The following is a 12,849-nucleotide window of genomic DNA, read 5'->3' on the forward strand; positions in this document are numbered from 1 at the left end:
TGGTCGAGAACGCCGGCCCCGACCGGTTCCTGCACCTGGTCGGGCCGGGCTCTACCTGGCCCACCAGGACACCGCGCTGGGCGTGGCCCGGCTCGCCCTGGGCTACCCGCCGTATGCGCTGCTGCTGCTGATCACGGTCTGGGCGGTGCGCCGGGTCACCCGGGAGACCGCGCCGACGACGCCGCTGCCGGGGGCCTGAGCCCCGCCGGCCGTACCCGGGGGCCGGCCGGCGGGAGTGACGCGGGTCAGGCCCGGTCGCGGGTGCGCTCGACGCTGTCCGGGCCAAGGATCACGCCACGGACCTCGTCCTCCACCGCCGCCGTGCACACGAAGATCAGCTCGTCGCCGGCCTCGATCGGGTCGTCCGGGCTGGGCACCAGCACCCGCTTGCCGCGCAGGATCGCCACCAGGGCGGCGTCCCGGGGGATCGGCACCGCGTGGATCGGCTGGCCCACGTACGGGGCGCTGGGCGGCAGGGTGATCTCGACCAGGTTCGCCTCGCCCTGCCGGAAGGTCATCAGCCGGACCAGGTCGCCGACGGTGACCGCCTCCTCGACCAGGGCGGCCATCACCCGCGGCTTGCTCACCGCGACGTCGACGCCCCACTGCTCGGTGAAGAGCCACTCGTTCTCCGCCCGGTTGACCCGGGCGACCACGCGGGGTACCGCGAACTCGGTCTTGGCCAGCAGGGACACCACCAGATTGACCTTGTCGTCGCCGGTGGCGGCCACCACCACGTCGCAGCCGGCGACGTTGGCCTCCTCCAGGCTGGCCAGCTCGCACGCGTCGGCGAGCACCCACTCGGCTGCCGGCACCCGGTCGGGCCGCAGCATCTTGGGCTGCCGCTCGATCAGCATGACCTGGTGCCCGTTGTCGATCAGCTCCTGGGCGATCGACCGGCCCACGTTGCCGGCGCCCGCGATGGCGATGCGCATCGCTCAGTGCCCTCCTTCCGGCGGCGCCGCCGCCACCGACGTGACCGATCCGATGATGTCGTCGGTCACCAGCATGAAGACCTGGTCGCCCTCCTGCACCACCGTGGAGGCGGTGGGTAGCGTGCCGATCCCGAACCGGATGAGGTAGGCCACCCGGGCGCCCGCGGCGTCCTCCAGTTGGCGCAGCGGCCGGCCGACCCAGTCCTTGTGCACCGGCACCTCGATGATCGACACGGTGCTGGTCGGGTCGCGGAAGATCTCCACGTTCCCCTCGGGGACCAGGTGGCGCAGCATCCGGTCGGCGGTCCACCGGACGGTGGCCACGGTGGGGATGCCGAGGCGCTCGTAGACCTGCGCGCGGCGCTGGTCGTAGATCCGGGCGGCCACCCGCGAGACGCCGAAGGTCTCCCGCGCCAACCGGGCCGAGATGATGTTGGAGTTGTCGCCGCTGGAAACCGCCGCGAAGGCGTCGGCCCGCTCGATGCCGGCCTGGCGCAGCACCTCGCCGTCGAAGCCGGCGCCGGTCACGGTGATCCCGCCGAAGTCGGGCCCCAGCCGGCGGAACGCGTCGGCGTCCTGGTCGATCACCGCCACCGAGTGGCCCCGGGACTCCAGGCTGTGCGCCAGGGTCGATCCGACCCGGCCGCAGCCCATGATCACGACATGCACGGTGTCCGCTCCTCCCAGGTGCGCCCGCTGGCCGTCGTCTGCGAGCCTGCCACGTCCCCGCCGCGGGCGGGGGACCGACCGTACCGCGTGGGCGCGCACGAGGGTGATCAGGCACCCCCGGCGTTCGGCGCGCGGTGGTCGTACCCTTGGCGGTTGTGGCCAGACCCACCTCGCTGCTGAAGCGACTACTCCTCGGTCGACCGTTCCGGTCCGACCGCCTCCAGCACACCCTCCTGCCGAAGCGCATCGCGCTGCCGGTCTTCGCCTCCGACGCCCTGTCCAGCGTCGCGTACGCCCCGGACGAGATCCTGCTGACGCTCTCCATCGCGGGCGCGTCGGCGTTCCTCCTCTCGCCGTGGATCGCGCTCGCCGTGGTCGTGGTGATGCTCACGGTGGTGGCGAGCTACCGGCAGAACGTGCACGCCTACCCCTCAGGCGGCGGCGACTACGAGGTGGCCACGGTCAACCTCGGGCCGCGCGCCGGGCTCGCGGTGGCCAGCGCGCTGCTGGTCGACTACGTGCTCACCGTCGCGGTCTCGGTCTCCTCGGGCGTGGCGAACCTCGGCTCGGTGGTGCCGTTCGTGGCCGACCACAAGGTGCTGATCGCGGTCAGCGCGGTGGTGCTGCTCACCGCGATGAACCTGCGCGGCCTGCGCGAGTCGGGCACCGCGTTCGCCATCCCCACCTATGGTTTCGTGATCGTCATCGGCGGCATGCTGCTCACCGGGCTGTTCCGGATCTTCGTGCTCGGCGACGACCTGCGGGCGCCGAGCGCCGGCCTGGAGATCCACGCCGAGCACAACGTCACCGGCTTCGCGCTGATCTTCCTGCTGCTGCGCACCTTCTCCTCCGGCTGCGCCGCGCTGACCGGCGTGGAGGCGATCTCCAACGGCGTGCCCGCGTTCAAGGCGCCGAAGTCGAGGAACGCGGCGACCACGCTGCTGCTGCTCGGCACCATCGCGGTGAGCATGCTGGTCGGCATCATCCTGTTGGCGCGGCGGACCGGCCTGCAGTTCGTCGAGAGCCCGTCCCAGATCATCTCCGGGCCGCCGGGGTACGTGCAGAAGACCGTCACCGCCCAGCTCGGCGAGACGGTCTTCGGCAACGGCTCGGTGCTGCTCTACATCGTGGCCGCGATGACCGCGCTGATCCTGTTCCTGGCCGCGAACACCGCCTTCAACGGTTTCCCGGTGCTCGGCTCGATCCTCGCCCAGGACCGCTACCTGCCTCGCCAGCTGCACACCCGGGGCGACCGGCTGGCCTTCTCCAACGGCATCGTCTTCCTCGCCGTCTTCGCGGTGGTGCTGATCGTCGGTTTCCAGGCCGAGGTGACCCGGCTGATCCAGCTCTACATCGTCGGGGTGTTCGTCTCGTTCACCCTCTCCCAGGCCGGCATGATCCGGCACTGGAACCGGCACCTGCGCACCGAGCGGGACCCGGAGGCGCGGCGGCGGATGATCCGCTCCCGGGCGATCAACACCTTCGGCATGGCGCTGACCGGCGTGGTGCTGATCATCGTGCTGGTCACCAAGTTCCTGCTCGGCGCCTGGATCGCGATCGCCGCGATGGGCGTGATCTACCTGCTCATGCTGGCCATCCGCCGGCACTACGACCGGATCGCCGCCGAGCTGGAGCCGACCGAGCAGCGGGCCGTGCTGCCCGCCCGCAACCACGCCATCGTGCTGGTCAGCAAGCTGCACCAGCCGACCCTGCGGGCCATCGCGTACGCCCGGGCCACCCGGCCGGACACGCTGACCGCGGTGACCGTGAACGTGGACGAGAAGGACACCCGGGACCTGCAGGCGGACTGGGAGCGGCGTGAGCTGCCGGTGCCGCTGACCGTGATCGACTCCCCGTACCGGGAGATCACCCGGCCGATCCTCGACTTCGTCGCCTCGGTCCGGCGGGAGTCGCCCCGCGACGTGGTCACCGTCTTCATCCCGGAGTACGTGGTGGGCCGCTGGTGGGAGAACCTGCTGCACAACCAGAGCGCGCTGCGGCTCAAGGGGCGGCTGCTCTTCGAGCCGGGCGTGATGGTGACCAGCGTCCCCTGGCAGCTCGCCTCGACCGCCAGCAAGAACCTGGACCGGCTGGACGCCACGCTCAGCCGGGGGCCGGCGCGCGGGCCCCGGGTGGCGCCGCACAGCACCCTGCCGCCGGCCGTGTCTCCGGTCTCCGCCCCGACCGGGGAGAGCGGCCCGGCCGCCGGGGACCGCCGGTGACCGTGCCGATCGAGGCCCGACACGGGCTGGAGGAGGCCGAGCGGGTCGAGCTGACCGTGGACGCCGTGGCCCCCGGCGGGCACTGCGTGGCCCGGGTGGACGGCCAGGTGGTCTTCGTCCGGCACGCGTTGCCCGGCGAGCGGGTGGTGGCCGAGGTGACCGAGCTGCACCGGGGCTTCGCCCGGGCCGACGCGGTGGAGATCCTCGCCGCCTCCCCGGACCGGGTCGAGCCGCCCTGCCCGTACGCGAAGCCGGGCCGCTGCGGCGGCTGCGACCTGCAGCACGTCGCCCCCGGGGCGCAGCTCGACTGGAAGGCGGCCGTGGTGCGCGAGCAGCTCACGCGGCTGGGCGGCCGCACCGACGCCGAACTCGACGCGCTCGGCGTCCGGGTCGAGGCACTGCCCGGCGGGCCGCTGGGCTGGCGCTCCCGGGTCCGCTACGCGGTGGACGGCGCCGGCCGGGCCGGGCTGCTCAAGCACCGCTCGCACGAGGTGGTGCCGGTCGACCGCTGCCTGATCGCCCACCCGGCGATCCAGGAGCTGCCGGTGCTCGTCCCCAGCGGGGCCCGCTGGCCGGATGCGGACGCGGTCGAGACGGTCGCCTCCACCGGCGGGGACGTCAGCGTCGTGGCGTACGCCGGCGGGGAGCCGACCCCGGTGTGGGGGCCGGAGCGGGTCCGCGAGGTGGCCGCCGGCCGGGACTGGACGCTGCCCGCGTCCGGTTTCTGGCAGGTGCACCCGGCCGCGGCCGACACCCTGGTCGGGGCGGTCCTCGAGCTGCTCGACCCGCGTCCCGGCGAGACCGCCTGGGACCTGTACGGCGGCGCGGGCCTGTTCGCCGCGGCGCTGGCCGGCCGGGTCGGCGACGCCCGGGTCACCCTGGTCGAGTCGGCGCCGCAGGGCGTGGCGGCGGCCCGGGAGAACCTGGCCGACCTGCCCCGGGTGGAGGTGGTCGCGGCCCGGGTGGAGACCGCCCTGGCCCGCCGCCGGGTCACCGGCCCGGTGGACCTGGTGGTGCTGGACCCGCCCCGCTCCGGCGCGGGCGCCCCGGTGGTGCGCGACATCGTCGCCGCCGGCCCGCGGGCGGTGGCGTACGTGGCCTGCGACCCGGCCGCCTTCGCCCGGGACGTGCGCACGTTCACCGGGCTCGGCTGGCGGCTGGCCGCGCTGCGCGGCTTCGACCTGTTCCCGATGACCCAGCACGTCGAGCTGGTCGGGCTGTTCCTCCCACCAGCACGGTGACTAGCCTGGCCCGGTGAAGATCGTCGGGCTGATGTCAGGCACCTCGTACGACGGGGTGGACGTGGTGGCGGCCGAGTTCACCCGGGACGGGGAGACGCTGCGGTTGCGCCCGCTCGGGCACCGCAGCCTCGACTACGACGACGGGCTGCGGGCCGAGATCGGAGCGCTGCTGCCCCCGGCGGCCACCACGATCGAGGCGGTCTGCCGGCTGGACAACCGGCTCGGCGAGGTCTTCGCCGAGGCGGCGGCGGCCGGCGTCGAGCTGGCCGGCGGCGCCGTCGACGCGGTGGTCTCGCCCGGGCAGACCGTCTTCCACTGGGTCGAGGCGGGTCGGGTCCGGGGCACCCTCCAGCTCGGCGCGCCGGCCCGGGTGGCCGAGCGCGTCGGCGTACCGGTGCTGCACGACCTGCGGTCCGCGGACGTGGCGGCCGGCGGGCAGGGCGCCCCGCTGGTGCCGGCCTTCGACGCGCTGCTGCTCGACCCGGCCACCGCCTCGCGCGCCGCGCGGGGCTCAGGCGGCACTGCGCCGCGTGCCGCACTCAATCTGGGCGGGATCGCCAACCTCACCGTGGTCGCCCCGGGCGCGCCCGTCCTCGGGTACGACGTGGGCCCGGCCAACGCCCTGCTGGACGCCGCCGCCCGCCGCTTCCTGGACCGGCCCTGCGACCTCGACGGGGCGCACGCGGCGGCCGGGCGGGTGCACCCGGGCCTGCTGGCGCTGCTGCTCGCCGAGCCGTACTACGCCGTGCCGCCGCCGAAGTCCACCGGCAAGGAACTGTTCCACGCCGGCTACCTGGACGACCGGCTGGCTGCCCTGGGCGGGCCGGTGGCCCCCGACGACGTGCTCGCCACCCTCACCGAGCTGACCGCCCGGACCGTCGCCGACGCCTGTGACCGGCACGGGGTGACCGAGGTGGTCGCGGCGGGCGGCGGGGTGCGCAATCCCACCCTCCGCGCCCGGCTGGCCGCGCTCGGGGAGGGTCGGTGGCGGCTGCGCACCACCGACGAGCTGGGGGTGCCGGCGCAGGCGAAGGAGGCGTACGCGTTCGCCCTGCTGGGCTGGCTCTCCTGGCACGGGCTGCCGGGTGCCATCCCGTCGGTGACCGGCGCCGCCCGGGCCGCCGTGCTGGGCTCCTGGACCCCGGCCGGCCCGGCCCGGGCGGCAGCCCCACCGGCTCCGCCGCAGCGGCTGGTGATCGGCTCCTGATCCGGGCCGCCAGCTGGGAAGATCCACGGTCGGGCTGCGCGCTGTGAGACGGCCGATAGACTCTTCCGTCATGAGTGTTGAAGAGGGCACGGCCAACCACGGTCGGTTGCTGGGCACCGTCCGGGGCCCGCAGGACGTGAAGCGGATGACGGCCGAGCAGCTGGACATCCTCGCGGCCGAGATCCGTGACTTCCTGATCGCCAAGGTCTCCCGCACCGGTGGGCACATCGGCCCCAACCTGGGCGTGGTCGAGCTGACCCTGGCGATGCACCGGGTCTTCGACTCGCCGCGCGACCGGCTCCTGTTCGACACCGGCCACCAGGCCTACGTACACAAGATCCTCACCGGCCGGCAGGTGGGCTTCGACAAGCTCCGCCAGCGCGGTGGCCTCTCCGGCTACCCCAACCAGGCGGAGAGCGAGCACGACCTAATTGAGAACTCGCACGCCTCCACCGCCCTGTCCTACGCCGACGGGCTGGCCAAGGCGTACGCGCTGCGCGGCGAGAAGCGCGCCGTGGTGGCCGTGGTCGGCGACGGCGCGCTGACCGGCGGCATGTGCTGGGAGGCGCTGAACAACATCGCCACCGCCGGCAACCCCCTCGTCATCGTGGTCAACGACAACGGCCGGTCCTACTCGCCGACCATCGGCGGCCTCGCCGACCACCTCTCCTCGCTGCGGCTCAACCCCGGCTACGAGAAGGTGCTCGACACCGTCAAGGACGCGCTCGGCAACACCCCGTTCGTGGGCAAGCCGATGTACGAGGTGCTGCACGCGGTCAAGAAGGGCATCAAGGACGCGGTCGCCCCGCAGGCCATGTTCGAGGACCTCGGCATCAAGTACGTCGGCCCGGTCGACGGCCACGACGTCACCGCGGTCGAGTCGGCGCTGCGCGCGGCGAGAAACTTCGGCGGCCCGGTGATCGTGCACGCGGTCACCCGCAAGGGCTACGGCTACCGCCCGGCCGAGGAGGACGAGGCGGACTGCCTGCACGGCCCGAGTAGCGCCTTCGACGTCGAGACCGGCCAGCTGGTCGCCGCGCCGTCGGTGAAGTGGACCCACGTCTTCGCCGACGAGCTGGTCGCCATCGCCGACGAGCGTCCGGACGTGGTGGGCATCACCGCCGCGATGGCCGAGCCCACCGGCATCGCCACCCTGGCCCGCAAGTACCCCGAACGGGTGTACGACGTCGGCATCGCCGAGCAGCACGCGGCCACCTCGGCGGCCGGCCTGGCGATGGGCGGCCTGCACCCGGTCGTCGCCGTCTACGCCACCTTCCTCAACCGCGCCTTCGACCAGGTCCTGCTGGACGTGGCGATGCACAAGCTGCCGGTCACCTTCGTGCTGGACCGGGCCGGTATCACCGGCCCGGACGGGCCGAGCCACTACGGCATCTGGGACATGTCGGTCTTCGGCGTGGTGCCCGGCCTGCGGATCGCCGCGCCCCGCGACTCGGCCAGCCTCCGCGAGGAGCTGCGCGAGGCGGTGGCCGTGGACGACGGCCCGACCATCTTGCGCTTCCCGACCGGCACCGTCGCCGCCGACCTGCCGGCCGTCCGCCGGGTCGGCGCGGTCGACGTGCTGACCGAGTCGGCGCGTACCGACGTGCTGCTGGTCGCGGTCGGTTCGTTCGCGGGGCTCGGTGTGGAGGTGGCGGCCCGGGTCGCCGAGCAGGGCTACGGCGTCACCGTGGTCGACCCGCGCTGGGTCCGCCCGGTCCCGGCCGAGCTGGTCGAGCTGGCCGCCGCGCACCGCCTCGTGGTCACCGTCGAGGACGGTGTCCGGGTCGGCGGCGTCGGCGACGCGCTCGGCCAGGCGATGCGGGACGCCGACGTCCGGGTGCCGCTGCGGGACCTGGGGGTGCCGGCCGACTGGCACCCGCACGGCACCCGCGCCCAGATCCTGGCCGACCTGCGCCTCACCGCCCAGGACGTGGCCCGCGACGTCACCGGCTGGATCTCCGGCCTCGACGCCCAGCCCGTCGACCCGGCGGCCGACCAGGCCACCGCCAAGAACTGACCGGACCGGCGAACGGGCGGCCGCGGATCAGCCGGGCCGCCCGTTCCGTTCCGGGTACGGCGGCGTGCGGCCGTGGCCGACCCCACCCGTGGTTTGATCTGGTCATGATCGAGTCCATTCGCCGCGTCGCCTACCAGCTGTACGCCCGCCGCCTGCGCGCCCAACTGGCCGACGTACCACGGCCGCGGCACGTTGCCATGGCGATGGACGGCAACCGCCGGTGGGCCCGGCAGATGGGCTTCGACGACCCGAGGCTGGGCCACCGGTACGGGGCGGAGCACATCCACGAGGTGCTGAGCTGGTGTGCCGAGTTCGGCATCCACCACGTCACGCTGTACGTCGCCTCCGTCGACAACGTGCGCAAGCGGGCGTCGGACGAGGTGGAGCACCTGATGCGGATGATCGAGGAGATCGTCGCGGAGCCGCTCCTGCACCCGCGCAACCCGTGGCGGCTGCACCTGGCGGGCCGCCTGGACGTCCTGCCCGACTCGACCCGCCACGCCCTGAAGCTGGCCGAGGACGCCACCGGGGAGCGCGGTGGCGACTTCCACCTCACGATGGCCGTCGGCTACGACGGCCGCGAGGAGATCGTCAACGCCGTCCGTTCCCTGCTGGACCAGGCGGCACGAGCCGGCGCGACGCCCGACGACGTGGCGCGACGCCTGACGGTCGAGGACGTCGCGGCGCACCTGTACACCGGCGGCCGGCCCGACCCCGACCTCGTCATCCGCACGAGTGGCGAACGCCGGATGTCCGGGTTCCTGCTCTGGCAGGCCGCCTACTCCGAGCTGTACTTCTGCGACGTGTACTGGCCCGGCTTCCGAAAGATCGACTTCCTGCGTGCCCTGCGTTCCTACGGGACGCGCAGCCGGCGATTCGGGGCATGACGGCCAACGGGATCGGGCTGGCGATTCTTCTCGACGGAAGGCCTGCGATGCATGCATAATGAATGCATGGTTGCCCTGCAAATTCGTGACGTGCCGGAAGAGGTTCGGGACGCCCTGGCTGCTCAGGCTAAGGCGCGTGGCCAGTCGCTGCAGGCATATCTCCTGGAACTGATCGAGACGCAGGCCCGACGCTTGCGCAACACCGCAGTGCTCGATCGCTTTGCCGGCAGGTCCGACGGAGCGCGCTCCCTCCCCGGAGAGAGCGCGGCCGAGCTTGCTGACGAGCGGGAGCGGCGCGGCACCTGGGGAGACGCTGCGTGATCGTCGTGGACGCGTCGGTACTCGCCGATGCCCTGGTCGACGATGGTCCAGTCGGGGATGCGGCGCGGGCCGAGCTGACCAAGGATCCGCACTGGGCGGCCCCTGGTCACCTTCTGGTCGAGGTCATGTCTGTCATCTGTGGCAAGACCCTCGGGGGAAAGCTCGGCCTCTCCCGGGCTCAGGAGGCGGTCGAGACGCTGCCGTCGTTGGTCATCGACGAGGTCAATGCCGCGATGCTGCTCGACCGGATATGGCAGCTACGCGGCAACGTCACGGCGTACGACGCGGCGTATGTCGCGGCAGCGGAAATGCTGGCATGTCCGCTCGTGACAGGTGATGCCCGGCTCGCGAAGGCGAATGGAGTCCGCTGCGAGATACGGCTGGTCGGTGCTTCCTGACCACGGAAGTCGGACGTTCATCCGCGTCGAGTCCGTGACCGACGGCCCGACCATCCTCCGTGCAGCTCCGAGTGCCACCGCAGCGCGAAAGCCCCCCAGCGCGACCGCTGGAGGGCTTCCGTCACGGGTACGTCAGCCGACGGGGCCGATCCGCTTGGCGAGGTCCACGAAGGACCGCCACGACGCCGGGCTGAGGTGCAGGGTGCCGCCGTCGCGGTCCTTGGTGTCGCGCACCAGCACGACGCCCGGCAGGTTGTCGGCGACCTCCACGCAGGCTCCACCGTTGCCGCCGGACCGGGTCGACTTCCGCCACTGAGGGGTGGTCACGTCCATGACTTCGCCACTTCCTTGATCCGTTCGATTGACTGCCGGCGGGGGAGCGCCTCGTTCCGCACGATCTCCCACGTCTTCGCCAGCCTAGCAACGTCGGCCGGCGCGTCGACGATCTGCGCGTTGAGCTGGTTGTCCGCATAGGCCACCCGGGTGCCGTCGGGCAGTTCCGCGATGATGAACTGACCGGCCAGCCCCAGGTACATGCCGGCGTCGACCGGCACGACGTGCACCTGGACGTGTTCGAGCGCCGCCAGCTCCGCCAGGTGGTCGAGCTGCTCCGCCATCAGACCCGGCGCGTCGAGCACCGGCCGGCGGAGCACCGACTCGTCCACGACCGCGATGAGCTGCGGCGGGCGCTGCCGGCTCAGGACGGCCTGCCGCTCCATGCGACCCGCCACGATCCGGTCGCACTCCTCGGCGGTGAACCGGCCGCCGGCCAGGGTCGCGCGGGCGTACCGCTCGGTCTGGAGCAGGCCCGGGAGGTAGGCCAGCTCGAACCAGCGCAGCGTGGTCGCCTCCCGCTCGAACTCGATCCACTCCCGCAGCCACGCCGGATCGGTGTCGAGCCGCGCCAGTTCCCGGAGCATCCGCTCGAATCGCCCGCCGGTAGCGAACTGGTCGTCAATCGCCTTGGTGTACTCCCTGGTCGGGGCGCGTCCGCCGGTCTCGACCGAGCTGACGTGCGACCCGGAGTAGCCGATCTTCCGGCCGAACTCCTCCTGGCTCAGCTTGACCGACGCCCGGAACAGGCGCAGCTCACCGAGCACGTAGTTCGTTGCGGTCCCCATCGCTTCCCCAACCTCTGCTCAGCCTCGACGGCGGGTTGCCCACGGCTGCCCAACTCCCCACCTGACCTGCACGGATGGGGCGAGCATCTGTCGACAGTAGTCGAGTCCTCAGCAGACTGTCGCCGGTGCGGATCCCTTCCGCACAGTCCCTTCGAGGAGGTTCCGGTGCGTATCCGATGGTCCCGGCGGAAAAACCCGACCCCGGCGGCGCGGGCGTCCTGCCCACCCGCGTGGGCCTGGCAGCCCACCGCGTCGCTGCCCCGTCTCGAGTCCGGTCGTGCCGGCAACCTGACTCCGGCTCAACAGTGGCGCGCGAACGGGGGCCGCCCGTGATCACGACGAGGCTGCCGATGCCCGGACCGGGACCCGTGCCCGATCGCCCACGCAGCTACGGGCCCAGTACGCCGCACACGCCGCTGCGCCCCTCGTGGGCCTGCCGGGCCGACGGTGAACCCTGGCCCTGCGCGCACGCCCGGCTCGCCCTCAAGGCCGAGTACGACCGCAACCTTCCCGCCCTGACCATCTACCTCGCCGGCCTCATGTACGAATCGATGCGCGACCTGTACCACCTGAACCCGCACGACGGCCCCGGCCCGCAGCAGATGTACCGGCGTTTCCTCGGGTGGAGCCCGTTCCGGCGGTCGATCATCGAGCTGCCGGAATGAGCAGCGAGCGGCGGGTTCTGGCGGTGCATCTGGCGGGCGTGGACGGCATGTGCACTGGCTGCCGGGCCTGGTGGTCGCGACTCACGCCGTACCCATGCTGGCAGGTGGACTGGGCGACCAGCCGGCAGGCGCGGCACCTGACCGCACAGGTGCTCGGCGATCAAGATCTGCACCGGCAAGGGGTCAGCGTCCCCCGACCGACCGGTACCAGGTCTTCTCCGTACCCGCCAGGCTGAACGTCTGGGTGCGGTCCGGCTGCGGCACCACCACGAGGCCCGGCCGCTCCACCAGTCGCTGCGTGCCGGGCGGCGCGGCGAACGAGGCGTCCCGGTTGGTCCGCCAGCTTAGCACGGCGAGCGGCTGCCCCGGCACCGGCAGGTAGTACGCCTGAAGGGTGGTGGACCGGTCGGCGGGAGAGACCACCGGGGTCCCGCCGTCGGCCGGCCGGTAGACCACCGCGGTCATCGTGTCGGTGGCGCTCTCCCAGGTCAGCTGCTCCAGGTCGCCCGGCTCGCCGCCGCCCAGCGCCACCTCGCCGAGCGACCGGACGGCGATCTTCGCCATCGGCCAGGACTCGGGCGCGGAGCGCGGCGCACTCCGGTCGCCGATGCGGCGCGGCACACTGCCGAACGGCCCCCGGGAATCGGCGAGGAGGCAGGTGTCGAGCCCGGTCAGGGCCCGCCGGCCGGAGCCCGTCTCGTCGCGGACCAGCGGATAGCGGGGGTCGGCGGTGCCCGTACCCAGGTCGAGGAGGCGATCCGCGGCCCGGCCGCGCGGCAGCGACCGGGTGGCGCGCAGCGTCGCGGTCAGCTCCACCGCCCGGCAGTCCGGCACGGGGACCGGGTCGCTGACGCCGTCGGTGGTGGCCAGCGGGCGGCCGTCCGGGCCGAGCAGCCGCTCCACCCGGGCCGAGGTGAGGTAGCGGCGACCGTTCTTGACCTGGACCGGCAGCACGTCGGAGTAGACCAGGTAGCCGGGATCGGTGTACTCGGTGGCGTGGCCGACCCGCCACCGATGCCCGTCGGGGTGGAGTTGCAGCAGCCAGGAGGCGCTCTCGCCGGGCACGTCGGCGGCGACCAGGGCCAGCGGCGCCCCGCCGACCACGCCGGCGAAGAGGAGGCCGGACGAGGGCAGGTGCGCCCGGTCGTCCACCGGCGAGCGCCAGT

The 12,849-nt window shown here is 73.0% G+C and carries 14 protein-coding genes; 9 read left to right on the top strand and 5 right to left on the bottom strand.

Annotated features, from left to right (window positions below):
• Positions 1 to 199, top strand: a 199-nt coding sequence (locus ONA70_RS28575) for a DUF3159 domain-containing protein (RefSeq protein WP_265009587.1), incomplete at its 5' end; no start/stop codon positions are given.
• Between the two features lie 46 nt (positions 200 to 245).
• Here the strand turns inward: ONA70_RS28575 and ONA70_RS28580 are convergent.
• Both ONA70_RS28580 and ONA70_RS28585 read right to left on the bottom strand, forming a co-directional pair.
• The gene (locus ONA70_RS28580) at positions 246 to 935 is read right to left on the bottom strand and encodes a potassium channel family protein (protein WP_265009588.1); all 690 of its coding nucleotides are present in this window, start codon (positions 933 to 935) and stop codon (positions 246 to 248) included.
• Positions 936 to 938: 3 nt separating this feature from the next.
• The gene (locus tag ONA70_RS28585) at positions 939 to 1,604 is read right to left on the bottom strand and encodes a potassium channel family protein (protein WP_265009589.1); all 666 of its coding nucleotides are present in this window, start codon (positions 1,602 to 1,604) and stop codon (positions 939 to 941) included.
• Between the two features lie 155 nt (positions 1,605 to 1,759).
• On the opposite strand from ONA70_RS28585, the gene ONA70_RS28590 reads away from it, so the two are divergent.
• The 7 genes from ONA70_RS28590 to ONA70_RS28620 all read left to right on the top strand — a co-directional run bounded on the left by ONA70_RS28590 (position 1,760) and on the right by ONA70_RS28620 (position 9,897).
• Positions 1,760 to 3,826 carry an APC family permease gene (locus ONA70_RS28590; protein ID WP_265009590.1) on the top strand — a complete coding sequence of 689 codons (2,067 nt, stop codon included), beginning with the start codon at positions 1,760 to 1,762 and terminating at the stop codon, positions 3,824 to 3,826.
• 2 nt (positions 3,827 to 3,828) lie between these two features.
• A complete protein-coding gene (locus tag ONA70_RS28595; protein ID WP_406601256.1) occupies positions 3,829 to 5,067 on the top strand; it encodes a class I SAM-dependent RNA methyltransferase in 1,239 nt (412 codons plus the stop codon).
• Positions 5,068 to 5,080: 13 nt separating this feature from the next.
• Positions 5,081 to 6,274 (top strand): anhydro-N-acetylmuramic acid kinase, encoded by a 1,194-nt coding sequence (locus ONA70_RS28600; protein ID WP_265009591.1) that lies wholly within the window; start codon positions 5,081 to 5,083, stop codon positions 6,272 to 6,274.
• 70 nt (positions 6,275 to 6,344) lie between these two features.
• Positions 6,345 to 8,291, top strand: coding sequence for a 1-deoxy-D-xylulose-5-phosphate synthase (gene dxs / locus ONA70_RS28605; protein WP_265009592.1), 1,947 nt, complete (start codon positions 6,345 to 6,347; stop codon positions 8,289 to 8,291).
• A 104-nt stretch (positions 8,292 to 8,395) separates the two neighbouring features.
• The gene (uppS, locus tag ONA70_RS28610; protein ID WP_265009593.1) at positions 8,396 to 9,178 is read left to right on the top strand and encodes a polyprenyl diphosphate synthase; all 783 of its coding nucleotides are present in this window, start codon (positions 8,396 to 8,398) and stop codon (positions 9,176 to 9,178) included.
• 66 nt (positions 9,179 to 9,244) lie between these two features.
• Positions 9,245 to 9,499 carry a FitA-like ribbon-helix-helix domain-containing protein gene (locus tag ONA70_RS28615; RefSeq protein ID WP_265009594.1) on the top strand — a complete coding sequence of 85 codons (255 nt, stop codon included), beginning with the start codon at positions 9,245 to 9,247 and terminating at the stop codon, positions 9,497 to 9,499.
• Positions 9,481 to 9,897, top strand: a complete 417-nt coding sequence (locus ONA70_RS28620; protein ID WP_265009599.1) for a type II toxin-antitoxin system VapC family toxin — start codon at positions 9,481 to 9,483, stop codon at positions 9,895 to 9,897. The genes ONA70_RS28615 and ONA70_RS28620 overlap by 19 nt, the downstream gene beginning before the upstream one ends.
• A gap of 132 nt (positions 9,898 to 10,029) precedes the next feature.
• On the opposite strand, the gene ONA70_RS28625 is transcribed toward ONA70_RS28620, so the two are convergent.
• Positions 10,030 to 10,230: a DUF397 domain-containing protein gene (locus tag ONA70_RS28625; RefSeq protein ID WP_406601255.1), complete on the bottom strand. Its 201-nt coding sequence runs from the start codon at positions 10,228 to 10,230 to the stop codon at positions 10,030 to 10,032.
• On the bottom strand, positions 10,221 to 11,018 hold the full coding sequence (locus tag ONA70_RS28630; RefSeq protein WP_265009595.1) for a helix-turn-helix domain-containing protein: 798 nt from the start codon (positions 11,016 to 11,018) through the stop codon (positions 10,221 to 10,223). Before ONA70_RS28630 ends, ONA70_RS28625 begins: the two co-directional genes overlap by 10 nt.
• Positions 11,019 to 11,368: 350 nt before the next feature.
• Here ONA70_RS28630 and ONA70_RS28635 point away from each other — a divergent pair, with 350 nt between their 5' ends.
• Positions 11,369 to 11,683, top strand: a complete 315-nt coding sequence (locus ONA70_RS28635) for a hypothetical protein (protein ID WP_265009596.1) — start codon at positions 11,369 to 11,371, stop codon at positions 11,681 to 11,683.
• 183 nt (positions 11,684 to 11,866) lie between these two features.
• Here the strand turns inward: ONA70_RS28635 and ONA70_RS28640 are convergent.
• The coding region (locus ONA70_RS28640) for a hypothetical protein (protein ID WP_265009597.1) at positions 11,867 to 12,849 on the bottom strand (983 nt) is incomplete at its 5' end.

It is taken from the genome of Micromonospora yasonensis (assembly GCF_026013475.1).
Classification (GTDB): Bacteria; Actinomycetota; Actinomycetes; order Mycobacteriales; family Micromonosporaceae; genus Micromonospora; species Micromonospora yasonensis.

What these genes read in the sequence shown, in the direction of transcription:
- uppS (WP_265009593.1), top strand. Translation starts at nt 8,396, where the DNA reads ATGATCGAGTCCATTCGCCGCGTCGCCTACCAGCTGTACGCCCGCCGC.
- ONA70_RS28580 (WP_265009588.1), bottom strand. Translation starts at nt 935, where the DNA reads ATGCGCATCGCCATCGCGGGCGCCGGCAACGTGGGCCGGTCGATCGCC.
- ONA70_RS28630 (WP_265009595.1), bottom strand. Translation starts at nt 11,018, where the DNA reads ATGGGGACCGCAACGAACTACGTGCTCGGTGAGCTGCGCCTGTTCCGG.
- dxs (WP_265009592.1), top strand. Translation starts at nt 6,345, where the DNA reads ATGAGTGTTGAAGAGGGCACGGCCAACCACGGTCGGTTGCTGGGCACC.
- ONA70_RS28615 (WP_265009594.1), top strand. Translation starts at nt 9,245, where the DNA reads ATGGTTGCCCTGCAAATTCGTGACGTGCCGGAAGAGGTTCGGGACGCC.
- ONA70_RS28625 (WP_406601255.1), bottom strand. Translation starts at nt 10,230, where the DNA reads ATGGACGTGACCACCCCTCAGTGGCGGAAGTCGACCCGGTCCGGCGGC.
- ONA70_RS28635 (WP_265009596.1), top strand. Translation starts at nt 11,369, where the DNA reads ATGCCCGGACCGGGACCCGTGCCCGATCGCCCACGCAGCTACGGGCCC.